29 protein-coding genes and 1 pseudogene are annotated in these 21,249 nt (G+C 55.4%); 4 read left to right on the top strand and 26 right to left on the bottom strand.

What is annotated here, in order from left to right:
- Positions 1-11 precede the first annotated feature (11 nt).
- The 8 genes and pseudogenes from AC6I4B_RS06090 to AC6I4B_RS06055 all read right to left on the bottom strand — a co-directional run.
- Entirely contained in the window at positions 12-1,121 is a 1,110-nt protein-coding gene (locus AC6I4B_RS06090; RefSeq protein WP_497770332.1) for a phage late control D family protein, read from the bottom strand.
- Positions 1,118-1,603 (bottom strand): phage tail protein, encoded by a 486-nt coding sequence (locus AC6I4B_RS06085; protein WP_497770330.1) that lies wholly within the window; start codon positions 1,601-1,603, stop codon positions 1,118-1,120. Before AC6I4B_RS06085 ends, AC6I4B_RS06090 begins: the two co-directional genes overlap by 4 nt.
- On the bottom strand, positions 1,600-4,395 hold the full coding sequence (locus tag AC6I4B_RS06080) for a phage tail tape measure protein (protein WP_497770328.1): 2,796 nt from the start codon (positions 4,393-4,395) through the stop codon (positions 1,600-1,602). The genes AC6I4B_RS06085 and AC6I4B_RS06080 overlap by 4 nt, the downstream gene beginning before the upstream one ends.
- Positions 4,385-4,507, bottom strand: a complete 123-nt coding sequence (locus AC6I4B_RS06075) for a GpE family phage tail protein (RefSeq protein ID WP_032300013.1) — start codon at positions 4,505-4,507, stop codon at positions 4,385-4,387. Before AC6I4B_RS06075 ends, AC6I4B_RS06080 begins: the two co-directional genes overlap by 11 nt.
- 14 nt (positions 4,508-4,521) lie before the next feature.
- The gene (locus AC6I4B_RS06070) at positions 4,522-4,824 is read right to left on the bottom strand and encodes a phage tail assembly protein (RefSeq protein ID WP_497770326.1); all 303 of its coding nucleotides are present in this window, start codon (positions 4,822-4,824) and stop codon (positions 4,522-4,524) included.
- Positions 4,825-4,873: 49 nt separating this feature from the next.
- Complete coding sequence (locus AC6I4B_RS06065) at positions 4,874-5,389, bottom strand: phage major tail tube protein (RefSeq protein ID WP_065358034.1); 516 nt, start codon at positions 5,387-5,389, stop codon at positions 4,874-4,876.
- A 9-nt stretch (positions 5,390-5,398) separates the two neighbouring features.
- Complete coding sequence (locus AC6I4B_RS06060; RefSeq protein WP_497770324.1) at positions 5,399-6,571, bottom strand: phage tail sheath protein; 1,173 nt, start codon at positions 6,569-6,571, stop codon at positions 5,399-5,401.
- 102 nt (positions 6,572-6,673) lie between these two features.
- Positions 6,674-6,775: pseudogene (locus AC6I4B_RS06055) on the bottom strand (helix-turn-helix domain-containing protein); the annotation flags it as partial.
- Between the two features lie 210 nt (positions 6,776-6,985).
- On the opposite strand from AC6I4B_RS06055, the gene AC6I4B_RS06050 reads away from it, so the two are divergent.
- Entirely contained in the window at positions 6,986-7,159 is a 174-nt protein-coding gene (locus tag AC6I4B_RS06050; protein WP_497770322.1) for a hypothetical protein, read from the top strand.
- A gap of 34 nt (positions 7,160-7,193) precedes the next feature.
- On the opposite strand, the gene AC6I4B_RS06045 is transcribed toward AC6I4B_RS06050, so the two are convergent.
- The 18 genes from AC6I4B_RS06045 to AC6I4B_RS05960 form a co-directional block, all read right to left on the bottom strand.
- Positions 7,194-7,583, bottom strand: a complete 390-nt coding sequence (locus AC6I4B_RS06045; RefSeq protein WP_497770321.1) for a tail fiber assembly protein — start codon at positions 7,581-7,583, stop codon at positions 7,194-7,196.
- 14 nt (positions 7,584-7,597) lie between these two features.
- Positions 7,598-8,938, bottom strand: coding sequence for a phage tail protein (locus tag AC6I4B_RS06040; RefSeq protein WP_497770319.1), 1,341 nt, complete (start codon positions 8,936-8,938; stop codon positions 7,598-7,600).
- Positions 8,935-9,546, bottom strand: coding sequence for a phage tail protein I (locus tag AC6I4B_RS06035; RefSeq protein ID WP_497770318.1), 612 nt, complete (start codon positions 9,544-9,546; stop codon positions 8,935-8,937). The genes AC6I4B_RS06040 and AC6I4B_RS06035 overlap by 4 nt, the downstream gene beginning before the upstream one ends.
- Positions 9,539-10,456: a baseplate J/gp47 family protein gene (locus AC6I4B_RS06030; protein WP_497770316.1), complete on the bottom strand. Its 918-nt coding sequence runs from the start codon at positions 10,454-10,456 to the stop codon at positions 9,539-9,541. Before AC6I4B_RS06030 ends, AC6I4B_RS06035 begins: the two co-directional genes overlap by 8 nt.
- Entirely contained in the window at positions 10,443-10,802 is a 360-nt protein-coding gene (locus tag AC6I4B_RS06025; RefSeq protein WP_497770314.1) for a GPW/gp25 family protein, read from the bottom strand. Before AC6I4B_RS06025 ends, AC6I4B_RS06030 begins: the two co-directional genes overlap by 14 nt.
- Positions 10,799-11,377 carry a phage baseplate assembly protein V gene (locus AC6I4B_RS06020; RefSeq protein ID WP_497770312.1) on the bottom strand — a complete coding sequence of 193 codons (579 nt, stop codon included), beginning with the start codon at positions 11,375-11,377 and terminating at the stop codon, positions 10,799-10,801. The genes AC6I4B_RS06025 and AC6I4B_RS06020 overlap by 4 nt, the downstream gene beginning before the upstream one ends.
- Before the next feature lie 68 nt (positions 11,378-11,445).
- Positions 11,446-11,892, bottom strand: a complete 447-nt coding sequence (locus tag AC6I4B_RS06015) for a phage virion morphogenesis protein (RefSeq protein ID WP_497770310.1) — start codon at positions 11,890-11,892, stop codon at positions 11,446-11,448.
- Positions 11,885-12,319, bottom strand: coding sequence for a phage tail protein (locus tag AC6I4B_RS06010; protein ID WP_497770308.1), 435 nt, complete (start codon positions 12,317-12,319; stop codon positions 11,885-11,887). The genes AC6I4B_RS06015 and AC6I4B_RS06010 overlap by 8 nt, the downstream gene beginning before the upstream one ends.
- Positions 12,282-12,527: an Rz1-like lysis system protein LysC gene (lysC, locus tag AC6I4B_RS06005; RefSeq protein WP_497771959.1), complete on the bottom strand. Its 246-nt coding sequence runs from the start codon at positions 12,525-12,527 to the stop codon at positions 12,282-12,284. The genes AC6I4B_RS06010 and lysC overlap by 38 nt, the downstream gene beginning before the upstream one ends.
- Positions 12,415-12,843 (bottom strand): Rz-like lysis system protein LysB, encoded by a 429-nt coding sequence (lysB, locus tag AC6I4B_RS06000; protein WP_497770306.1) that lies wholly within the window; start codon positions 12,841-12,843, stop codon positions 12,415-12,417. Before lysB ends, lysC begins: the two co-directional genes overlap by 113 nt.
- Positions 12,840-13,214: a DNZ54_00345 family protein gene (locus tag AC6I4B_RS05995; protein WP_497770304.1), complete on the bottom strand. Its 375-nt coding sequence runs from the start codon at positions 13,212-13,214 to the stop codon at positions 12,840-12,842. Before AC6I4B_RS05995 ends, lysB begins: the two co-directional genes overlap by 4 nt.
- A 1-nt stretch (position 13,215) precedes the next feature.
- A complete protein-coding gene (locus AC6I4B_RS05990) occupies positions 13,216-13,728 on the bottom strand; it encodes a lysozyme (RefSeq protein ID WP_497770303.1) in 513 nt (170 codons plus the stop codon).
- Positions 13,709-13,924 carry an HP1 family phage holin gene (locus AC6I4B_RS05985; RefSeq protein WP_497770301.1) on the bottom strand — a complete coding sequence of 72 codons (216 nt, stop codon included), beginning with the start codon at positions 13,922-13,924 and terminating at the stop codon, positions 13,709-13,711. Before AC6I4B_RS05985 ends, AC6I4B_RS05990 begins: the two co-directional genes overlap by 20 nt.
- 3 nt (positions 13,925-13,927) lie before the next feature.
- Positions 13,928-14,131: a tail protein X gene (locus AC6I4B_RS05980; RefSeq protein ID WP_032280591.1), complete on the bottom strand. Its 204-nt coding sequence runs from the start codon at positions 14,129-14,131 to the stop codon at positions 13,928-13,930.
- Positions 14,131-14,595, bottom strand: a complete 465-nt coding sequence (locus AC6I4B_RS05975) for a head completion/stabilization protein (RefSeq protein ID WP_497770299.1) — start codon at positions 14,593-14,595, stop codon at positions 14,131-14,133. Before AC6I4B_RS05975 ends, AC6I4B_RS05980 begins: the two co-directional genes overlap by 1 nt.
- Before the next feature lie 93 nt (positions 14,596-14,688).
- Positions 14,689-15,339 (bottom strand): phage terminase small subunit, encoded by a 651-nt coding sequence (gene gpM / locus AC6I4B_RS05970; RefSeq protein ID WP_497770298.1) that lies wholly within the window; start codon positions 15,337-15,339, stop codon positions 14,689-14,691.
- A gap of 3 nt (positions 15,340-15,342) precedes the next feature.
- Positions 15,343-16,431, bottom strand: coding sequence for a phage major capsid protein, P2 family (locus AC6I4B_RS05965; RefSeq protein ID WP_497770296.1), 1,089 nt, complete (start codon positions 16,429-16,431; stop codon positions 15,343-15,345).
- 16 nt (positions 16,432-16,447) lie between these two features.
- A complete protein-coding gene (locus AC6I4B_RS05960; protein ID WP_497770295.1) occupies positions 16,448-17,281 on the bottom strand; it encodes a GPO family capsid scaffolding protein in 834 nt (277 codons plus the stop codon).
- A 141-nt stretch (positions 17,282-17,422) separates the two neighbouring features.
- On the opposite strand from AC6I4B_RS05960, the gene AC6I4B_RS05955 reads away from it, so the two are divergent.
- From AC6I4B_RS05955 to AC6I4B_RS05945, 3 genes are read left to right on the top strand one after another with little or no spacing between them, the layout of a single operon-like run.
- Positions 17,423-19,186, top strand: a complete 1,764-nt coding sequence (locus AC6I4B_RS05955) for a terminase ATPase subunit family protein (protein WP_497770293.1) — start codon at positions 17,423-17,425, stop codon at positions 19,184-19,186.
- Positions 19,186-19,893, top strand: a complete 708-nt coding sequence (locus tag AC6I4B_RS05950) for a terminase large subunit domain-containing protein (RefSeq protein WP_497770292.1) — start codon at positions 19,186-19,188, stop codon at positions 19,891-19,893. The genes AC6I4B_RS05955 and AC6I4B_RS05950 overlap by 1 nt, the downstream gene beginning before the upstream one ends.
- The gene (locus tag AC6I4B_RS05945; RefSeq protein WP_497770290.1) at positions 19,890-20,948 is read left to right on the top strand and encodes a phage portal protein; all 1,059 of its coding nucleotides are present in this window, start codon (positions 19,890-19,892) and stop codon (positions 20,946-20,948) included. Before AC6I4B_RS05950 ends, AC6I4B_RS05945 begins: the two co-directional genes overlap by 4 nt.
- Positions 20,949-21,249: the final 301 nt, after the last annotated feature.

Here is a 21,249-nt window from a genome sequence, read left to right as displayed (position 1 = left end):
TGAGAACTTATTTATTCCATTTCTAAACCATCTATTTTCACTTCGAAATCAACGCTGGTAGTAAATCCATTGTCTGCAGTCAGATTATGGGTCAGCGTGGTAATGGTCCATGCGGCCTCATCAATCTGCTTTTTGAACCCCTGAACCTTTACCGGCATTTCTGTATAGAGATCGGCGCGTCCTTCTGCCAGCTGCATAGAGAACGAGGCCACCCCGCGCTGCAGGCGCTCCCATTGCATTTTTGCGGCCCGCTCCGCATTGCTGCGGTTGGCATAGGTCCGACTGAGAACCAAAACATTCTCATCCGTTCCCATCAGATAATCACCCTGTTTGGCTTCCGGCTCTTTTGCTGTCGTGGCTTTCTTTTTCCGTTTCCGCTTACGCTTCACCGCCACAGCCTCCTTCTTTTTTGGCTCACGCGTATGCAGCCAGCTGGCGATCACGCCGGTGTAAGCCCCACGGTCTGCCAGAGTAAACCGATGGCTGTCACCGTCTTTGCGGGTAATCGTGACAACCGGCAGCGCCTTGCCGCTGGCTGTTTTGCCCTGGCCCTGACGGAGAAACAGCAGATTGCCATCTTTCACGGACGCAATGGCGCCATACTGACGCGCCAGCCGCATCAGGAAACTGGCGTCACTCTCGTTTGTCTGGTCGATGTGATCGACGGCTTTGTCTGTCAGGTCTTTACCCAGCGCCATTTTCAGGTTGTGACGCCCGGCTATCTCCTTAACGACTTCCCCCACGGTTGTCTGGTGCCATGACTTTTCACGCCGGGTATTCAGGGTTTCCCGGAAGTCAGCGCTGCGGGCACGAATGGTCAGACGGTCAGGCGCGCCGCTGTGCTCAATTTCATCCACTGTATAGCCGCCCTTTGGAAACAGCGGCTGCCCTTTCCATCCCAGCGCTACCGTAATCACCGCCCCACGGCGCGGCAGCACAATCAAGCCGTCCGCGTCGTCCAGTTCCAGATCAAGCTGGTCAGCTTCAAAGCCCCGGTTATCGGTCAGGGTCAGGCTCATCAGGCGCTTATCCAGCACCGTTGTAATATCCTTACCCTCAATTGTGACGCTGAATGCGGGCGTTTTGCTGCCGGTATTCAGCAGCCCTGAATCTATATTCATGACAGCAGCCCTCCCACGGTTCCGCTGATACTGCCAATCGCTGACGATGCCGCGTCCTGCAGGATGCCTAGCTGATCGCTCAGGCTGCCAAACATTTCAGACAGCGACTCATCCACCCTTTTCAGCGACAAAGAAAACTCAATCCGGCGCGGCATCCCATCACGGAAAAACTCCGCTTTCGTCTGGTTCAGCCCCTCGATCACGTACATACCATAAATCGTACCGCTGCCCTCAATCAGGGGCCACGCCTTGCCCAGCTCCGCCATCTGCTCCAGCGCCAGCATGGACAGCCTGCCGCCGGTGATTTCCGGCAACAGCACCCCGGAAAGCGTGAGCGTGTCATTATCCGGCCCCAGAAATTGCGTGGTGGCGCGGCGGTTTATGCGGCTGTTTGTCGCATGACGCCAGCTGCGCTGATACTGCAGCTCCTGATAAGGGACCGTGCGCAGCTCGAAAACAAATAATCCCAGCACCATCATCATGAGTCATAGCCCCCCTGATCGCTGTAGTTACTCCGGGCTTTTGCCCTGATCCGGCGGTCCCGCTCATCGAGCTGGCGCGCCACCTCTCGCGCAATATCCTGCGCATCCTGTCCTGGCTGTGCCTGGATAATGATCTGCGTGGGCGCGTCCACCTGGAAAACCGGCTGCGCGCTGGCGGCCTGGCCCATCATCGCGGCGCCCGATTTGACCGGCAGGCTAAATGGATGTAGCGGTGGCGTATCGACCGGCGCCGCAGCGGCCCCCATCATTCCGGCAACCACCGAGGCCAGCGCCGCTGTGCGTCGCCTGCTGGTCACATTGACCGGGCCGTTGACAATCTCCGGCCCGTTCTCTCCCACAATGCCAAACTGCCCGCGCGGGATGTTTCCGCCGGTGTCGTACATCCCCGCGTAAGCCGGAAAGCCGCCGGGCGGTAACATCACGCTGCCGTTACCGCCTACCGTAGCAGGCGTCTGATTTGGCAACCGGGCGCTGGCGGCCTCCTTATTCACCAGGCCAAGTTTTTCCAGCAACCAGACCACTCCGGATTTCAGAGACTCCAGCGGATGCAGCGCCATGTTCAGCCCTTCTGCCAGCATTTCCCCGAACAACCGCCCCATTGATGCCGCGCTCTGCAGCTCTGCCGCCGTCGATTTGACCGGCGTCAGCAGATTAGTGAACCAGCCCCACAGCTCCCGGACCTTATCCCCTACCCATTGAAAGATGGGCATCAATGGCGCAAAGGCTGCCAGTATTGGCGCAGCTGCCGCTTTGAACCCTTCCACCACGCCGCCCAGAAAGGCGCTGATAGGCTGCCAGTATTTCCAGACCACCAGTGCCACCCCAGCCAGCGCCGCCACAACCAGACCGATCGGACTCAACAGCGCACCCAGCAAGCCCCCCACGGTGAACAGCGCCACACGGAGTAACGCCAGCGGACCGGAAACCAGTAACCGCAGTACGCCGCCGGTGCGGGTCGTCGCTGCAGCGGCAGAAGGTAACGCCTTAACCGCCAGCATCGAAAGCGCGAACCGGATCACCGCAATCGGCCCCAACACTGCAGCCACCGCCACCGCAAGCGTGCCCAGACCAACAGTGATCGCTGCCGTGGCTGCAGCCACTTTCATCAGCGTGCCAGCCAGCACAGGGTTCTGCTCAACCCAGCGCCGCAGCGCCCCGGTCACGTTCTTAACCATGGACATAATGTCCATCAGTGGCTGACGCAGGGTTTCCCCCAGGCTACTGAAAGCATTCTGCGCGCCCGTCTTAACCAGCAACCACTGCGCAGACAATGAATCCTTGTTAATGTCGGATTCTTTCTGCATGGAGCCATTAGCATCGCCGCCCGCTGTGAGTTTCAGCTGGCGCTGCAGCTCCGGCAGGTTGTTTGCCAGTTTTGCGGCGTCATCACCAAATTCTTTACCAAAGACCATCGTCATTGCTGAAAGGCGTTTATCTTTCGGCAGGCTGTTTACCTTCTGCAGCACATGCTGAATAGTGCCCATGGCATCTTTGGTCATCTGCTTTTCAATCTTTGCCGGATCGAGTTTCAGCAGGTCCATACCTTCAAAAAAACGCTTACTTTGCATCGTCGCAATAGACAGCTCACGCACCATGGCGTTCGAGGCACTGGCGGCAATTTCCGGCGCCGCGCCCAGAGACAGGAAGGTGGAACCCAGCGCGGAAGCCTGGCGGAAGTCGAGGCGGTCAGCCACGCCCCCCATGCGCTGCAGGACGTTGATAATATCCCCGCCCTTTGACATGGCGTTATCGTCCAGGTAGTTCAGCGCATCACCCAGCTGCTCAATATTGCGCGTGGGCACTTTATACAGCTGCGCTATTTTTCCTAACCCTTCCGCCAGTTCATCTGCAGGCAATTCAAAGGCCGTTGCTGCTTTAGCCGCGGTGGAGGCAAAGGCCAGCAGATCGCGTTTCTGGTCCTCAAAAGGATCATCCTGATTGGTCACGCCCATACGGGCGCCACCCTCAACCAGCGCCGCGTAGTCAATCGCGCCATTCTCCATCGGCAACTGTTCACTGGCAGCCTTGATGGCGTCCTGCATTTCATAAAACTGCTTTGTGCGGTTGCCGTTGTCGTCCCGCAGGCCATTGACCTGCTTTGCCACGCCTTTCATAGCATCTTCCATTCTGGCGTAGCTCCTGACCGCCGCCACAACCGGCGCACCCATCGCAGCACCGGCGGCTGCCGTGGTCGCCCCGGCGCCCGCAATCCGATCACGAACCTCAAGACGGCGGGAATACTGCTCCCGGACAGCATTGATCCGCGCCTGCTGTTCACCCAGGCGTTTGAGTGATTTTTGTTGTCGGTCCAGTGCCTGCCTGGCTTCATCGGCATTCTGTCGCAGCGTGCGCTGGGCGGAACTCAGGTTTTTAGTGTTGATACCTGCAGCATTTAATTCATTCCGTTGCCGCTGGGCTGACTGCTGCAGCCCGTCAAAGGTATCTTTCAACTGGCTGGCCCGGCGCTTTGCCTGCTCCAGCTCCTTCGCCTGTTTTTTCGTCGGATTGCTGGCAGCAGCAAACGCATTCGCCAGTTCAGACACTTTCTGACGCGCAGCTGTAAGATCGTTTTTTGCTCCCTCCAGCTGGGTACGGACCTTGCGGAATCCGTCTATACGGGCGGCCTGAGAATCAAGCGCTTTAAGGCTGGCACGGCTTTGCTGGATTGCGGCTGCCAGCTCCTTAGAGCTGGCCTGCGCAGAACGGAATGGGCGGGTGAGTTTATCCACCGCGTTCAGAATGACCTGCAGGCGCAGGTTGTTATCGCTCATCGCTGGCTCCGCTTCTCTGTATCGCTTTGTACCGCCATTCCAGCACTTCGGTCAGCGGCATAACGTCAGTGACGGAGGGCGGCCAGTGAAAAATGGTGGCAATATCTGCCACCAAATCATCTACCGTCAGGCTGTCGGCAAACCGGCAAGCACCGACTTCTTCAACAAAAAAGTGACCACCTCAACAGACATTGCTGTGAGGTCTGCGGGGTCCAGCTCTGCCATTTCCTGCGGCGTCAGCGTCGGGGTGGAAATGCGGGGGATCACCGTCATCATGGCGCCCACATCCATATCCATAATGGCCTGCAGGCGCGTGCCGCGCAGTGCGCCCGATTGCGGCTTGCGCAGTACAATTTCGGTGATTTCGGTTTTACCGCGCTTAATCGGGGTATCCAGTTGCACAGTCTTTTCAGTCAGTTTATCGCTCATTATCTTTTCCATTCGGGTTATGGCGCGACGTTCCGCGCCATCAGGTTAATCAAAGGCCAATTGCGCTACGGTGTTCTTCCAGCAGGTCCACGCCATCAACAATTTCGACCATATTGATCACATCGACCTCATACAGCACTTCGTTGTTAATGGTCAGCTTCGCATAGGTATTGGTGCTGCTGACCTTCGTGGAATTACTCTCGCCCGTTTTCCACTCGCCGGAATCCACTTCTTTATGGCGACCGCGCACAACCAGCTCCACCGCCTGCACTTCGCCAGTATCATCACGCTGAATAGAGCCAGTAAAACGCAGCTGGATGCCGTCTACCGTGGCCTTACCCATCTGTTTGAACAGCAGCAGCTCCGTGCCACCAATTGAAAATTCGGTATCCAGCGCGCCATCATCCAGCCCCAAATCCACATCCGCAGATCCCGGCATACCGCCACCGCGATACTTCTCAAACTTGCGGGTAAATTTCGGCAGAGTCAGCGACTCAACAATCCCCTGCCAGTTGTTCCCGTCGTTAAACAGGTTCAGGTGTTTTAACTTGCGTGGTAATGCCATGTATCCCCCTTATGCGCTGACGCGGCTGGCAAAATCGACCAGGTAGCGATCGGTGATACGCTGGCGCAGCATCAGGTTTTCAAGTGGCGGCACTGGCGTATAGTCGTAATCGATCGCCAGTTTCCCGGCTTTCAGGGTGTCCTTATCGTTCACCGACTCATCCAGCCAGCAATCACCGCCAATCAGATAGCCCTGGTTAACCAGGCTGCGCATTTTGGCGCGGATACCTTCGATAATGTCGCGGGCCAGCGACGGATTCAGCGGCATATCCACTGCCCACATATGCGCTTCCGCCATGGTGTCCGCCAGCACCTGCGCCGTGCGGGTGTAGTTTTCAAACTGGAACAGTGGATCGTCACTGAGGCAGCGGGAACCCCAGAAGCGGAAACCGTCTTTACGAATGAGGGTGGTGATATCGTTCTGGTTAAGCAGCCCCGCATCCGTTGCCGGGTCCTGTAAATCCCAGGACACATCAGCGGACAGGCCAGTGACACCATTCACGCCCACGTTAGACAGGGTTTTGTGCCAGCCGGTCTGCTGGTCGATTTTGGCGCGCATACCCAGCGCGCGAGCGGTGGCAAATGCCGTCGCATCCGCCTGCAGCACGGTGTCAAAGTTGATAAAGTCAGGCCAAATCAACATCCCTTCACGCTGGCTGAAATTCTCACGGTAGGCGATCGCTTCCTCCACCGTTTTGCAGCCATAGGCCGAAAGGTAGGCAAACCCGCGCAGACTCTGCGCCACGCTTAGCAGTTCAGTGGAAACTGCCTGCGTATCATGGCCCGGCACACCGAGGATGCGCGGCTTAACACCCAGCTGCGACTGCGCAGACAGCAGCGCTTTAATGCCCGTTTTTTTACCGTCTGCCGTGACGCCGCCGATAATATTGGCGGTAGTTTCGGCTTCGGTTTCGCCCTGTGCCACGCGGATAACCACAGTGACAGGTTTTGCCTGGTCAGCAATGGCATCCAGCGAGCGGGCCAGCGTGCCGGATTCGCCCGCTTTGCCGCTGGCGGTCAGTACATCGGTGAGAAGGACCGGCTTATTGAGGGGGAACACGGACGCATCGGCATCATCGCCAGTGCAGACCATGCCCACGATGGCAGTGCTCACCGTGGTGATCGTTCGCGTGCCTTCGTTGATTTCTTCAACGCGCACGCCGTGGTGGTAATCCTGAGCCATAAGGCATTATCTCCGGTTGACAGGGATGCCTTATGTTCTGGTTGATACGCAAGCGGCGCACGTGTTTCTGCCTGTGCCAGCACTGGCACAATATCGGGGTTTTCAGCCTTGCTGGCTGGCGGGAAATTTCTTATACAGCGTGGAAATGCCCACATCAAAAAGCAGCGCCACGCGCTGGCGGGTTTCACCTGCAGCCAGTATTCTCGCTCCTACAAACTGTATATGGGTTGTTGCGGGCGATAAAACAGGAGTTGGTCAAATAAATGTCGGAACAAGCAATACGGGTAATCTTATTTCTTATAAAGATGTCCCGCTAATAACCCCGCAAACTGTTTATCTTTACGCATATACCGCTAATGGTGAGTTTGCATCGGCTTTTTTTGGTGTGAATGGATATGTATTTTAGGAGGAAAAATGAATCGTATCTTTGCGCTTTTTTCAGATGAAACGAAGGAAAAAATTATCTCTGTTTTTTCCTCACCTCAGCCAGAGCTTGACGGGGTGGAAGAAATAGCAACAACAGATAAGCGCTATCAGGATTTTGTAGGGCGTATTGTTGACCCATTTAATCTGATGAATGACCTTTGAACAAAAGCGGCAGATAATGCCGCTTTCTAACCCGTTATGCTTCTGGTGTATTAGGCCAGTCAATGCCAGGGGCTTTTGATGTATCAACCCGCATCAGCAGCACCCGGTATTTTTTCCACTCCGCAAGTGTCGCTATCTCATCATCTGTTGCAATGCCTTCCCCGGCGGCATCCTGCCGCCATTCGATTTCATCACCAGCGGTAGCACGTAGCTGAGATTTTTTGATTTCTGCGTCTGCTACTGCCGCAGCTTTATTTATTCTGGCTAATTCATCATCTGTCGGTTTAATCAGTACATTATTAACTACCGTGTACCCATCTGAATTGAGATAAACACTTTCATCGCATTCAATCGCCCCATTCGGAATAGTACCGTCATAGGTCAGGCCAACATTATTTGCACCAAAGATATAATACTTAATCATGCTGATATTCCCCATTATTCGAATGGTGATGCAATTGCCATCATTGACGTTTTAAGTGCGCCTAACGTGGCTTGTGTGGCGGACAATTTCACAGTGCAGGCATTGCCGGGAAGTATATCAATAACAGCAAAACCTGAACCAGTAACCGCAAACTGCCTTGTGTTTAGTTTTACCGTTCCGTTTATTGCAGTAACGTCCATCGTTACCAGACCGTTGTAGGCATAACACGATGTAAAAACAAACAGCCGTGTTTTTGCCGTGGGAGTCAGGCTAAAACTTGTCGTAAGTGATGTGCTCGGTGCATCTGAACCGCCATTGGCTGAATAAAATTCCCCGAACTGATTCAGAAACGCCACATCTTGCAAACCAAGGTTTTTTAGAGCGCCCTCCACAGTGGTCGCCCCCAGCCCCCCGTTTTTTACTGGTAATACTGATGCTGATGTAAAATCTTCAATAACGGTAAACTTCCGGCTCCCTGTGTTACCGCTCATCGTGACAAGATACGATGCCGCTGTTGCGGATGTCGTAAACTGCGTTACACGCAAAATTAAGGCCGTGGAAGCGCTACGACCACCGACAACATTGATGTTTGTCGGGGCTGTCGTAATGAGCTTTATATCTTCAGGCGCGTTTTTTTGCTGCGCGGGCTGGCATACATATTGAGCGCCCGGCACAAAGCTAAATGTTTGCCAGTCCAGCTCGTCCAGTGGCGTAACGGGTGCACCAATCCCCATCGCCAGCAAGCCGATATTTTCCAGAAGCTGTTGACCTAATCCTGCCTCAACAATTTCTTTGAGCGCATTTTCGATAAGCGGGTATTGGTTGTGCGGGTTAGCCTTCGCCTCATGATCATCCATGATGGAGTCCGCATAGACCTTTGCCTCGATAACCCCATCATCCACATACTTGCGGGTTGCCAGCACTACTGATGGATCGATTTTCAGGGTGATGTTATCGGTGCTACTGGTGATCAGCACCATGCGCACGGTCTGTGTGCGTCCACTCCCCTCAGCGAGCTGCGGCTTGTAGCTTTCCGGGCAATTCCCGACGGCAATCAGTGCGCCGGATTCATCAAACAGGCCGACTTCACGAATCCACCAACCGCCCTCCGTTTCAGGAATAACCTGTTCAGCAATAATCTGGCTGCTGTTCTGCGGATCGATATAAAGCATATTAAGCGCGGCACGGCGTTGTTCTCCGACGAGTGCCGTCTGTTTTGCGTCAGGCTTCGGCAATGTTCCGCCACCGTCACCCACCGCCATCTGGGTAATTTTCAGAGGGATACCGAGCGCGGCAGCGCTTGCCAGCTTCGCCGCCCCAATATCCGTCATCAAGGTGTAAAATTTTGCGCTCATGGGTTCACTCTCATTGTGTCGATATCGTGGACCGCGCCGCCATGGTAAGCAGTGCCGCCGGAAACGATGGTTTCATTGATATACGGGTAAATAGTGATTTCTTCGCCGGTATAGGTCGCGGCGCCGAGGTAATAAGGGCCGCTGGTCTGCAGGTTGATAGACATGCCGATCAGGTGTCGGCTGCACGGTTTTGCGTCGCTAATCAGGCGCTCAAGCTCGAGATAAGTTTCCTCCGTGATCCCCTGGTCCTGCACGCCAATATCCAGCCGGAACGTGCCTGGCTGTTCACCGCTTTGCCACCATTCAATAATGCGGATAAGAAATCCAAACGGCTCGACCACGCGACGAACTGCACTGATCGTCCCTTTGCGCTGATGGATGTAGAAAGCATCCTGCACCACCCTGCGCTTGACGCTTTCCGCCCAGCTTTCGTCCCAGCGGTCTACTGAAAAAGCCCAGGCCAGATACGGCAGGAAACGCTCTGGACATGTTGCCGGATTCCACAGGTCACGTAGTGGAACCTGCAGATCCGAAATGCCGCTGCAGGCCAGCGCTAATCGACGCTCAAGCACAGATAAACCAGGCGGCAGGAGCGTGTTGTTACTCATTCCCGACGCCCTCATTCGCCACCGACACATCACATCCATCGCAAAAGCCCGATGCCGTGCGGTCCATGATGATATCTGCCGCAGGTTCAATAACCTCTACCCAGTCCACTCCGGCAACGCGCAATACTGCGCCATAGGATTCACGGCGCACACTTCGGCCCAGGCGTTTCTGTTCAATCAGGTATGCGGCTAATTTCGCGGTTGCCGCCTCAAGGCATGGCCCCGCCATCACCCCATCAAATAGATGAAGTTTTGCCTTTACACTGTAGTGATGAATAGTTGCTGGCTGCACCGTGACGCGGTCCGCAATGGGCCTTTTATCTTCCCCGTTTACCGCCAGCGCCACCGCATCCAGCAGTTCCTCTGATGCGGTCCCATCCCCGTCATGACTCAGAACGGTAAGTACAACCTCCGCCGGGGCCGGACTGGTCGCACTGGCATCAGCCACGCGCCCATCGGCACTTTTAGCGTGAAACTCATACGCTGCAGTTGGCCCTGCAACGGATAACCCTTCAAAGGCTTCCGGCACACGCTGGCGCAATGCATCATCACTTTCCATCACCGCAGCGACCGGCGGCACGGCCTCATCATCTGCAGGTGTCACCGTCAGACGCTTAACGTTATTGTTTGCCGCGAGCTGCTCAAGGTCACTGCCGATGGCATACGCCGCCATGACAGCCTGCGCAGCCTCATTGATACGCTGACGCAGCAAAATTTCACGATAGGTATTTTCCTGTAGAAGCTTGACGATTGGCTCAGACTCCAGCGCCAGCGTGCGCATAATGGCCTCCTGTTCATCTGCAGGATAAAGCGCAATAAAATCCGCCTTGCGTTCCGCCAGTAGCGCTTCAAAATCCGGCACATCCACAATCTGCGGCGGTGGCAGTTGGGAAAGGTCAATTACTGCCATTTTCAGCTCCTGTTGATACGGAAAGAGAAACGGCGGCACCGTCGTTGCGCTGCCCGGAAAGCTCCACCACCATCGAGCCATCAAAATTTGTACTGATAGAAATGGCATCCAGCGTCAGCCGAGGTTCCCAACGGCTCAGCGCCACATAAACGGCAGACATAACCTGCAGGCGCAGCGCCGGGTTCTGCGGTTGATCGATAAGCTCAGAAAGCAGCGAGCCATATTCCCGGCGGGCAATCCGGCTGCCCTGCGGCGTCAGCAAAATATCGCGCACTGACTGGCGCAAATGGTCCGTATCCGTGATCGCTTTCCCGTTGGCCTGGCTCATGCCCAGATACATCGTCATACCGGCCCCCCTGATTTGTCGTTGCCAGCTTTTACGCCATCATGACCGTGTTTATCCGCCACGATGCCGTTTGAACTCATGGCGCCGCCGCCCTGGGTAACGCCGCCGTTAATCACCACATCACTGTTAATCCGCGTATTGTCCGCCGCCACCACAAACTCACTGGTTTTAAAAGTGACGCTATCGGCAGCCTCGATCACCATGGATTTGATGCCCCGGACGTACCAGCGCCCCGTGGCGGGTTCGTATTCAAACCAGCCGCCATCGTCATATTCGGTCACGCTGCCGTCCTCAGAATCAGACGGCGGCGGGTACTGATTGGAATAGACGGCAGGCAGCGCAAAAGCGGTTTCAAGGTTGCCGCCCAGGCTGAAAAGCACAACCTGTTCACCCGGCGACGGACACCACCAGGTGCGAGATTTACCGGCACGCATCGTCAGCCAGTTAATCCAGTTAGTTTCAAGCTCGCCCACCTTTACCCGGCACAGCCAGTTATCCCGATCCACTTCGGTCACTGTACCGGTGCGGATCAGGTTGGTGATAAGGCGCATGATTTCGGTTAATTGTGCGTTCATAGGGAAAGGTTGCCATCAGAGAGGGAAAGGCGGCAGCGTGGCGACATGTACCAGCAATGACACAATGATCACCGCGCCAGCCAGCGCAGCAGGGTGTCATGGGTGATAGTTTCCACCTCATCATTTACACCTAGCAGGCGGCGTTCCGTATAGCGGATTTCTGGCCCCTTGCGACCAACACGATCACGCAGACCATAGTGGTGAATGCGGGCAATTCGCTGCACTCTCCCCTCAAACTGCACGCTGGCGGAGTCTGCGCTGGCGGTGGCTTTCAGGTATCTGGCGGTACGCAGCTTAGAAAACATCTGCCGCTTGATGCGGCCCTGTTTTGTGCGTGCTGTGACGCGGCGCGGCTCGTACCCGCTTCCGTCCGGGTTGCGCTGCAGTCTGATATTCTGCTGTTGTGTGCGGCGCAGCTGCTGCGCCAGCTCGCGCAGCATCCGCTTTCTTTCTGCCGGGGCGAGGCTTGCCAGCAGGGCTGTTAGCCACGCATCAACCTGCTGCAGCTCATCCACGTTTCACCGTCCACATTGCATCATCAGGGTTTTCCGGCTCCGGCACAGCCTCCACGCTCGACACGCCGCCGTCAGTGCTGACCACAACACGCTCCGTCAGCTGCAGGTCTATGCTGATATCGCAAATATCATTGCGCAGGATATCCACTTCAAAGCTGAAAAGTTTTTCCCTCAGCTCCGGGTTGTTGATGCCGTCAGGCTGGTTAACACTCAGCCACTGGAGGATCGGCGCCATCAGCAAATTCTGGTCGCCGCTGAAATCGACGATCACCACATTCAGGGTGTACCGGTATTCCCACGAAATTGACGGCGCGCCGGTCGCCACTACGGCGCCTTTATCCACGAACATATGCAATTTGTCCGGGTTCTCCCGGACGTACTGCACCGACTTATTGAGCGCGTGGCGTAAGGATTGAGGCTTGTTCACTGTTTCGCTCCTGGCAGGCAATAATCACATCCACCTTATCGGCACAGATGGCCCATGCTGCCTCGGCCTCATCAGCTGCCGTAAGCAGATCGCCGTTAGTTCTGGCTGACGACTTTTCCAGGCGGCACTGCGTTACTTTCGGACAGCCATTCACGGTAAGCTGCACCTCCGGCGAGCGCTGGGCGCTCTCGCAACCTGATAACGTCAGCAGGCAAAGGTGTATCAGACCAGCGCCGCAATTCTTCATTTTCACGTTTAAGCCCCTCAATACGCCGTTGCCGCTGGCGCAGTAGCGCGGTGGATTCTTCCGCCTCCGCGTAAAGCCGCGCCTGCTCCCGGTTGTTGGTTTCGGTCAGAATAGACAGCGCGATCAGCTGACTGCTGGCGCGGGCCTGTTTTTCCTTGCTGGCTTTTAGATCACGCCCCTGCAGCTCAATCGTCTGCCGGGCCTTGCTCAACTGCCACGACTGCCAGCCAAGCAAGACAAGAACCACCACCACCACCGCCGCCAGTGCGCGATTCATTTTTTAAATGCCTCTAGCTCATCTTTGATTACCAAACCCAACGCGAGCGAAGAAACATAAAGCATTCCAATAAGCTTCCAACCGGCAAACAACATGACAAAGGCAATAATCAAACGCTGATACCAGGTGAGAGGAATTATTTCCATCAACCCCAACACTCGCCCCATCAGGTATCGAACCCGCAGGCGGTCATCCCCCGTTAGCGTGCAGGAGTAAAGCCCGCCGAACATGACCAGAAGAAAAGCCGCATATTCAACCCACATGAACAACGCCACAGGGAAAAGCGCGTGAGATGAGGGAAAAGTCACATCAATCAAGACCAAAAGAGCCAAAACTGATACTGGCAGCCAATTACGTTTTAACCATTTCATTTCAAGACGCTCCTTTTAAGCACCAGGGCAGCTCCCGCGCGCGGCGGTTATTCAGCCCCTGATTAAACACACCGTTGACGTACACCCAGCGCGGCAGCTGATAACACGCATCCCGCCAGCGCTTCTGATTAATAAACTTCACCATGGTGGAACCGCAGGCATTGCCGGTCCCGACGTTAAAGGCCAGAGACACCAGCGCGTCATAGACAAACTGCGGAACATTCACCAGGACACAGCGCGTCAGCGCGGTTTCAACCCTCAGCACGTTGGTGATGAAGTTTCCCGCCACCTGCCGCTCTGTGATGGTACGGCCTGGCTTCACGCCTGACGTATTGCCGATGCCATCAGTCCATACTCCCGCATCGCACTGATACGGCTGCAGGCGGCATCCCTCGTAATCCGCAATCAGCTTTAACCCTTCCACTGATGTGTGGAGTTGCTGAAAACCCGGCAGCGTGGCGGCAATCGCCAGCACCACACCGACAACGCAATGTTTAACGGCCCGCAGACTCATATTCACCCCGGCTGATTTTCCCGCTGGCAAGCAACTGATAGGTCTTGTGCCGGTAGTACCAGCTGACCAGAAACATACACAAACCCAGCACCATTCCGGTGATGGTCGCAGCAGCCTGCAGATCAAAGTTCCCCAGCTTCGCCATCAGTAAGGCGATGCAGTACGTGACAAAGGCGCTGATCCGTTCAAGCGTCATAGTTCAATCCCATAGCTGGACGGTCTGCACCGTGGTCGTGGTGGCAATATCCGGCAGCTCCACCTGCAGGCCGTGTGGTAAAAATGGGCCGTACTCAGCCAGCCCCGGATTTGCCTGCAGTACCTGTTCCGTGACGCCCTGCGTGCGCCCGTAATGACGCCAGCAAAGCGCGTCCACCGTGTCATTCTGGTACGCACGCACTTTCATCAGATCAGCTCCACCGTGCAGTGCGGCGCATCCTGTACCCGGCTGATCGCCCAGCGGGCATCCCGCCACAGGTCGCCGCTGGCCTCCACCAGTTCCTCCCCCCGCTTCACGCCGGACGCCGTGGCGTCATAGTCCTGGTAACGCTCGTTGACCTGCGCACGCGCCCAGCAAAAAACGGCGTTGTGGTAGTGGTGGATACGCTCGCTTTTACCGTCCAGCTTCTCCGCAGGCACGTCTGCCAGCGTCATAAACCCCAGCCTCTGCTGGCGCTCGCGGAAGGTGTAAAGCTCGGCGTTAACTTCTGACATAGCAGAAAGGATCAGCTGCTTTAAACGTGGTGCCGTCACCGTGCCGTCCGTTCGCATCACGCTGCGAAATTCCGACAAATCAACATCAGGCCAGAACGGCGTATTTTTGATGACTTCGGCCTGTTCCGGTGCCTGTTCGGGCGCAACAAACTTCATGCGGCTTTCTCCAGATTAGAGGGCGGTGGACGGGGTTTTGATGTGGCATTGCCTTTCGCCACCCCGTGCCGCCCGTGCGCGGGGCACGTTCGGTCAGCTACCGGCGGCGCGCAAGCGGCGCTCCAGCAGCTGTTTTTCTTTCTTCACGCCGCAGTTCTCATTGAGCTGCAGCGCATGATTGAGGTGGTTAAGGGCTGATGCGGGGCTGGATTCAATCAGTAACAGGCCGATCGCTTTATGCAGGCGCGCCCGTGACTGATCCGGCATATCGTGATCAGAAATAAGGTCCAGCGTTTGCAGAAGCAGGTCAGTGTCAAAGCCCGCTTTAGTCAGTAGCGCGGTTTGCGCCGCATCGGCGATTTCTTCCGCCAGCACCGTCTGCACGTTTCGGTTGCCGATAGGCATCACCCAGCCCTGCCGCAGCGCATGGCGCCCGATTTCCAGCGCCCCGGCATAATCACCGGCATCGATACGCCAGAGCATCACGAACATCAGCACATCATCCTGCTGCGTACCTCCGGCTGACAGCACCCCCTCCGCCCAGGCGGCATACTTAGGCAGCAGCTCCACTTTGATTTGCGCCTTTGTTACCGTGGACTGAATACCTTTAAGGCGGCGGCGGTCCTCAGACAGCTGCAGCAGCATCAGGTCATAACCTGACGCATGGCGAACACTGCCGCCCTTCCGGGCGGCCTGTTCAGCCTGGACGCGCAGGCGGTGCTGCCGTGCGGGACTCAGGCTCATGCGTTATTCCCCTGCTTCTGTTTCAGTCGGTTCATTTACCGGCGCCGATGCTGCAGCCCCGGTGAAATCACCATGCTCGATGTTTTCAACCAGCGCCGCGCAGCGATAGTCCTCCACCACATACGCCTCATTGACCGATTCAAAGTTTTCAACGCGATCGCGTTTCGGATTATCAATAACAGAGCGGCGGCGGGTATCTTCCTGCCAGTAAATGGACAGGTTATCCAGACGAGTGATCAACAGGGCATTTGCCGGGAAGAACGGCGCTCGGACCGCCTGCAGACCGCCCATGCGTTTCTGGCTGATAATCAGATCGGCTGCCAGTTTTTCGCTGTTTTCCTGGTCTTTGTTAACGAGAGGGAAATACTTGTCAGACAGCAGCTCACGACCACAAATCACCACCAGATCATCATCGTCCTGGAAAACAACATCGATCAGCTCGTTAACCGCATCCATCACCAGAGCGTCCAGGTTGGCGTAATCTCCGCCTTTACCCACTTTCACCGAGCCTTTAGTGGTTGCGCCGTCTTTGGTTTCGCTACCCATGACATGATCAGGCGCATCCTCGCGGACTTTCTGCAGCCAGCCTTTGTTCACATCCTGCAGTAACGGGTTGTTAGTGCGATTGGAGGTTTTTGCACGGCTCACACCGTTAAAACCAATCATGATGCGGTCCAGTGCCTGACGCTGGATAATGGCGTTACGGATTCGCACCTGGAAATCCTGGAATTTCGCCCACATGTCCAGCTTCGCGTAGGTCAGAACCGTATCAAAGTTGGTCTGCTCGCATTTGTATTCCACATCCGCCATCAGCGTCGGATCAGTGGCTTCGCGCTCTTTAGTGGTGGTATCAGTCGTTCCGGCAATAGTGCTACCAACACCCAGCCCCAGCAGCTGCCCGGATTGCTCAGAAACTGGCGTGACGTTGACCATCGTCAGAAATGCAGCGGACTGCTGGATCTGGTCCTCAAGCGTCTGCTGTACGGACGGCTCAACGGTGAACTTGCTGGAAAGCTCCTCCACTTCCACGCCATTCAGGCGTGCCAGCTGCTGCAGGTAGGCATTGAATGCAAATTTCGTGTTCTTCTTCATCGGGTTTTATGCTCCATCAGCAATTGGTCAGAGTGCCCGCAGGCGCATTGCCGCCAGGCGTACGCTGGCGAAAATCTTTACGGCTATCTTCCTGGTTCAGCTTCTGCTGCAGCTCGGAAAATGCCGTTGTTTGTGCCTGCAGCGAGATTTCCAGCTCAGACAGGCGGGCGGCCTGCTCAGATAAGGATTTTTGCGTGCTGTCGCCCAGGTTCTGCTGCTCAGTTGCCAGCAGCTCCACGGCCTTATGCACATCAGAGAATCGCGCATCGTCGCTTTGTTCTTTTTTGGTGAACATCGCAGCAACGCGGGAAAAGAGGTTCGGCTTTTCTTCCTGGACTTCTTCCAGTTCGATCACCGTTTCTGCAGCGGCGGTAAACAGGTTTTCAGGGTTCTGCTTACGGTTCGCCAGCGGGTTTTGCTTAGCACTAGCGCTGAAAGCCAGCATTTCCGTGCCCAGGCTTGCCGGATCGTCAGTTGCCGCCAGCCCCACCAGATAGGCTTTGCCGGTATCAGCAAATTTTGGGCTGACCTCCATGGAGGTGAACTGCTTTTGCCACTGTTTAATCAGGCTTACCAGATCGGGGGATGGGTTAATTTCGGCATACAAAGCCATCTTCCCTTTCAGTGGTCCATCCGTGATTTCCTCAGCGGTCAACCCGATGACATGCCCATAACGCTTAAACGTGCCATCCGGTGAATAACCTTTGATGTGCTCAAGGTTAATCAACGCTGTATACACCGCCGGGTTGTAGCTGGCAGCCATCTGTACCAGCCATTCACGCTGGATTTCGCGTCCGTCAGTGGTGGCACCTTCCACCCCGATACGGAAACGCTTTGCTTTCACTGTCATGAGCTGTGCTCCGTTAGAAAAACTTACTGGAGCCTTATGTTTGCTGTGATGGAGGGGGCGAAACAACGCGCGCGCCTTGTGCGATAAACCACACAAAACGTAGCCAGGGAAAGGTAGCAATCAAGGCCGTATGTTTGAGCCATGGAAACCATGACTCCCGCAGACCTCGATCCCCGCAGGCAGGCAATGCTGCTGTATTTTCAGGGATACCGCGTAGCCCGCATTGCTGAAATGCTGGGCGAGAAAGTTGCAACCGTTCACAGCTGGAAAAAGCGTGATAAGTGGGGCGAGTATGGCCCACTCGATCAGATGCAGCTCACCACTGCAGCCCGCTATTGCCAGCTCATCATGAAGGAGCAGAAAGAAGGGAAAGATTTTAAGGAAATTGACCTGCTGGCGCGCCAGTCAGAACGCCACGCCCGGATCGGGAAATTTAATGATGGCGGAAACGAGGCCGATTTAAACCCGAAAGTTGCCAACCGCAACAAAGGCCCACGCCGCCAGCCTGAAAAGAACGTTTTCAGCGACGAGCAGATCGAAAAACTGGAAGAAATTTTCCGTGGCGGCATGTTCGAATATCAACGCCACTGGTGGCAGGCAGGCGTGAAGCACCGCATCCGCAACCTGCTTAAATCCCGTCAGATAGGCGCAACGTATTTCTTTGCCCGCGAGGCGCTGATCGACGCTATCACCACCGGGCGCAATCAAATCTTTCTCTCCGCCAGCAAGGCGCAGGCGCACGTCTTTAAACAGTACATCATCGACTTTGCCAAAGAGGTTGATGTGGAGCTGAAAGGCGACCCGATGACGCTCAGCAATGGCGCCACGCTCTATTTCCTCGGCACAAACGCCCGCACCGCGCAGAGCTACCACGGCAACCTTTACCTTGATGAATATTTCTGGATACCGAAATTCCAGGAGCTGCGCAAAGTGGCATCAGGGATGGCGATTCACAAAAAATGGCGGCAAACCTATTTCTCCACGCCGTCCAGCCTGACCCACAGTGCCTATCCGTTCTGGTCCGGCGCCCTGTTCAATCGGGGCCGCGCTAAAGCCGACAAGGTAGACATTGACCTGACCCACGCCAATCTGGCACGCGGGGTTCTTTGCCCGGATGGGCAATACCGCCAGATCGTCACGGTTGAGGATGCCGTGCGCGGTGGCTGTAACCTGTTTGACCTCGACCAGCTGCGCATGGAATACAGCCCGGACGAATATCAAAACCTGCTGATGTGTGAATTTATTGACGATCTGGCGTCAGTGTTCCCGCTCAGTGAGCTGCAGGCCTGCATGGTGGACAGCTGGGAAATCTGGACTGATTTTCAGGCGCTGGCACTGCGCCCGTTTGGCTGGCGTGAAGTTTGGATCGGTTATGACCCGGCAAAAGGTACTCAGAACGGAGACAGCGCCGGGTGCGTCGTCATTGCGCCGCCGTCAGTATCGGGCGGCAAGTTCCGTATTCTGGAGCGTCACCAGTGGCGCGGAATGGACTTCCGAGCCCAGGCTGACGCTATCAAAGCCCTCACACAGCAATATAACGTGACCTATATCGGCATCGACTCAACCGGCGTGGGCCACGGCGTTTATGAGAACGTGAAAGCGTTTTTCCCAGCCGTCCGCGAGTTCGTTTATAACCCGAACGTCAAAAACGCCCTGGTTCTCAAGGCATACGACATTATCAGCCACCGCCGCCTGGAGTTCGACGCCGGGCACACCGACATAGCGCAATCCTTTATGGCAATCCGCCGGGCCACCACCGCCAGCGGCAACCGCCCGACATATGAAGCCAGCCGCAGTGAAGAAGCCAGCCATGCAGATTTGGCCTGGGCAACGATGCACGCGCTGTTTAACGAACCGCTGCAGGGCGAGGCCGCCAATACCAGCAACATTGTGGAGATTTTCTGATGAACCCTACTTTTATCAATTCCTTTGCGGAGACTTGCTTTAAAACAGGCGCCACCCCTTTTAACTATCAGATGGGATGGAATGCAGGCGCACATCACAGGAACCGCGTTTTAACTAAGATGCGCCAGTGCGGTGCTGACTGGTTTTTCTCACTGGAAGCGCTATCTGACGCCCTGACAACAGGGCGCAATCAGATATTCCTGGGATGCAGTGAGAACCACTCAAGCACTAACCATGCCTATATCACGGCGCTGCTGAATCAAGCCGGGCCTGAACTGCAAAAGCACGTATCAAGCATGAGTGATTACTGCCTGAAACTCACTAACGGTGCGCATATCTATTTTGTAGATCCTGAAAGCCACTGCGCCGCACTTCATGGAAACGTCTACGCCTCGGAATATGCCAGGGCGGATGCCCCAAAATCAATGATTGCGCTCGCCAAATCCTTATCCATGCACTCTCTCTATCGCAGAACCTTCTACACAACCCCCAGCCCAACCCCGGAGGCGTGGACAGAACACAAGAAACTGATCGCCGGCAATGCCACCTGCAGCATGATTTTTACTGCTGACGACGCTGCTGCATCAGGAGCGGTGTTTTTTGATGATGAATGGTTGAATGACATGAAAAAAGAGCATTCAGCAGAACAATGGCGAACGCTGTTTATGTGTGAATGGCCACAGGCTGCTCAGGAGCTGCAGGCATGAGCAAACGCAAAAATAAAAATGCTCGCGCGGCAGCAAATAACACAACAAAACACAGCGGCGGCGCAGCAGCAGAAGCATTCAGCTTTGGCGACCCAATCCCGGTACTGGACCGCCGCGAGCTGCTGGATTATGTGGAATGTGTGCAGATGGATCGCTGGTATGAGCCACCTGTAAGTTTTGACGGGCTGGCGCGCACCTACCGCGCAGCTGTTCATCACAGCTCACCGCTTGCCGTTAAACGTGACATTCTCAGTAGTACCTACATTCCGCACCGCTTGCTAAGCCAGCAGGCATTTACCCGTTTTGTGCAGGATTATCTGGTTTTTGGTAATGCCTACCTGGAGAAGCGCACCAACCGGCTCGGCGGCGCGCTTTCGCTGGAGCCAGCACTGGCGAAATATACCCGCCGTGGGGTGGACCTCGATACTTACTGGTATGTGCAATATGGTTTTACAACACAGCCCTATGAGTTTACGGCAGGCAGCATCTTTCACCTTATTGAGCCGGATATTAACCAGGAGATTTACGGACTGCCCGGCTATCTGTCCGCTATTCCGTCTGCGCTGCTGAATGAGTCCGCAACGCTGTTCCGCCGTAAGTATTACATCAACGGCAGCCATGCTGGCTTTATCATGTACATGACTGACGCCGCGCAGAACCAGGGGGATGTAGACAACATCCGCCAGGCGATGAAAAGCGCCAAAGGGCCGGGCAACTTCCGCAACCTGTTCATGTACTCGCCTAACGGGAAAAAAGACGGTATTCAAATCATCCCACTGTCAGAGGTGGCGGCAAAAGATGAGTTTCTGAACATCAAGAACGTGAGCCGTGATGACATGATGGCAGCGCATCGAGTACCACCGCAGATGATGGGTATCATCCCAAACAATACCGGCGGCTTCGGTGATGTAGAAAAGGCCAGCCGCGTCTTTGTGCGTAACGAACTGATGCCCCTGCAGAAGCGACTGAAAGAGTTAAACAGCTGGCTAGGTGAGGAAGTGATCCGCTTTGAGCCATACAGTCTGGATCTGCAGGAGGATGACAGCACCAACTAAGAATCACCACAGCAACACAAACACACCACACAGCGCCCCAGCAGCATTCTGCGGGGCGCTATTTTTTTGACTGTTTGCCCCAGCCCTCATCCCTTGCGCCAACCAGAGGACCGGAAATTGCGGCGGATTTTGACCATTTCACCCCAGAGCGCGCGCTCGTATCCCCGCCACGCCTGCCCGCTTTACGTAATGGTTTTCATGCACCTGCCTGATATAAGCAAAAGCCCGCCAGAACTGGCGGGCTTGGACATAAACGATCCTCTAACGATCATTCATTTTCATGCAGCATAGTCATGCATTC

The sequence above is a fragment of the Kluyvera fluvialis genome (assembly GCF_059725275.1).
Note: the sequence above shows the minus strand (reverse complement) of the source record. Positions and strands in the feature narration are given on the sequence as shown.

What these genes read in the sequence shown, in the direction of transcription:
- AC6I4B_RS06090 (WP_497770332.1), bottom strand. Translation starts at nt 1,121, where the DNA reads ATGAATATAGATTCAGGGCTGCTGAATACCGGCAGCAAAACGCCCGCA.
- AC6I4B_RS06085 (WP_497770330.1), bottom strand. Translation starts at nt 1,603, where the DNA reads ATGATGATGGTGCTGGGATTATTTGTTTTCGAGCTGCGCACGGTCCCT.
- AC6I4B_RS06080 (WP_497770328.1), bottom strand. Translation starts at nt 4,395, where the DNA reads ATGAGCGATAACAACCTGCGCCTGCAGGTCATTCTGAACGCGGTGGAT.
- AC6I4B_RS06070 (WP_497770326.1), bottom strand. Translation starts at nt 4,824, where the DNA reads ATGAGCGATAAACTGACTGAAAAGACTGTGCAACTGGATACCCCGATT.
- AC6I4B_RS06065 (WP_065358034.1), bottom strand. Translation starts at nt 5,389, where the DNA reads ATGGCATTACCACGCAAGTTAAAACACCTGAACCTGTTTAACGACGGG.
- AC6I4B_RS06060 (WP_497770324.1), bottom strand. Translation starts at nt 6,571, where the DNA reads ATGGCTCAGGATTACCACCACGGCGTGCGCGTTGAAGAAATCAACGAA.
- AC6I4B_RS06050 (WP_497770322.1), top strand. Translation starts at nt 6,986, where the DNA reads ATGAATCGTATCTTTGCGCTTTTTTCAGATGAAACGAAGGAAAAAATT.
- AC6I4B_RS06045 (WP_497770321.1), bottom strand. Translation starts at nt 7,583, where the DNA reads ATGATTAAGTATTATATCTTTGGTGCAAATAATGTTGGCCTGACCTAT.
- AC6I4B_RS06040 (WP_497770319.1), bottom strand. Translation starts at nt 8,938, where the DNA reads ATGAGCGCAAAATTTTACACCTTGATGACGGATATTGGGGCGGCGAAG.
- AC6I4B_RS06035 (WP_497770318.1), bottom strand. Translation starts at nt 9,546, where the DNA reads ATGAGTAACAACACGCTCCTGCCGCCTGGTTTATCTGTGCTTGAGCGT.
- AC6I4B_RS06030 (WP_497770316.1), bottom strand. Translation starts at nt 10,456, where the DNA reads ATGGCAGTAATTGACCTTTCCCAACTGCCACCGCCGCAGATTGTGGAT.
- AC6I4B_RS06025 (WP_497770314.1), bottom strand. Translation starts at nt 10,802, where the DNA reads ATGACGATGTATCTGGGCATGAGCCAGGCCAACGGGAAAGCGATCACG.
- AC6I4B_RS06020 (WP_497770312.1), bottom strand. Translation starts at nt 11,377, where the DNA reads ATGAACGCACAATTAACCGAAATCATGCGCCTTATCACCAACCTGATC.
- lysB (WP_497770306.1), bottom strand. Translation starts at nt 12,843, where the DNA reads ATGAATCGCGCACTGGCGGCGGTGGTGGTGGTGGTTCTTGTCTTGCTT.
- AC6I4B_RS05995 (WP_497770304.1), bottom strand. Translation starts at nt 13,214, where the DNA reads ATGAAATGGTTAAAACGTAATTGGCTGCCAGTATCAGTTTTGGCTCTT.
- AC6I4B_RS05990 (WP_497770303.1), bottom strand. Translation starts at nt 13,728, where the DNA reads ATGAGTCTGCGGGCCGTTAAACATTGCGTTGTCGGTGTGGTGCTGGCG.
- AC6I4B_RS05985 (WP_497770301.1), bottom strand. Translation starts at nt 13,924, where the DNA reads ATGACGCTTGAACGGATCAGCGCCTTTGTCACGTACTGCATCGCCTTA.
- AC6I4B_RS05980 (WP_032280591.1), bottom strand. Translation starts at nt 14,131, where the DNA reads ATGAAAGTGCGTGCGTACCAGAATGACACGGTGGACGCGCTTTGCTGG.
- AC6I4B_RS05975 (WP_497770299.1), bottom strand. Translation starts at nt 14,595, where the DNA reads ATGAAGTTTGTTGCGCCCGAACAGGCACCGGAACAGGCCGAAGTCATC.
- gpM (WP_497770298.1), bottom strand. Translation starts at nt 15,339, where the DNA reads ATGAGCCTGAGTCCCGCACGGCAGCACCGCCTGCGCGTCCAGGCTGAA.
- AC6I4B_RS05965 (WP_497770296.1), bottom strand. Translation starts at nt 16,431, where the DNA reads ATGAAGAAGAACACGAAATTTGCATTCAATGCCTACCTGCAGCAGCTG.
- AC6I4B_RS05960 (WP_497770295.1), bottom strand. Translation starts at nt 17,281, where the DNA reads ATGACAGTGAAAGCAAAGCGTTTCCGTATCGGGGTGGAAGGTGCCACC.
- AC6I4B_RS05955 (WP_497770293.1), top strand. Translation starts at nt 17,423, where the DNA reads ATGGAAACCATGACTCCCGCAGACCTCGATCCCCGCAGGCAGGCAATG.
- AC6I4B_RS05950 (WP_497770292.1), top strand. Translation starts at nt 19,186, where the DNA reads ATGAACCCTACTTTTATCAATTCCTTTGCGGAGACTTGCTTTAAAACA.
- AC6I4B_RS05945 (WP_497770290.1), top strand. Translation starts at nt 19,890, where the DNA reads ATGAGCAAACGCAAAAATAAAAATGCTCGCGCGGCAGCAAATAACACA.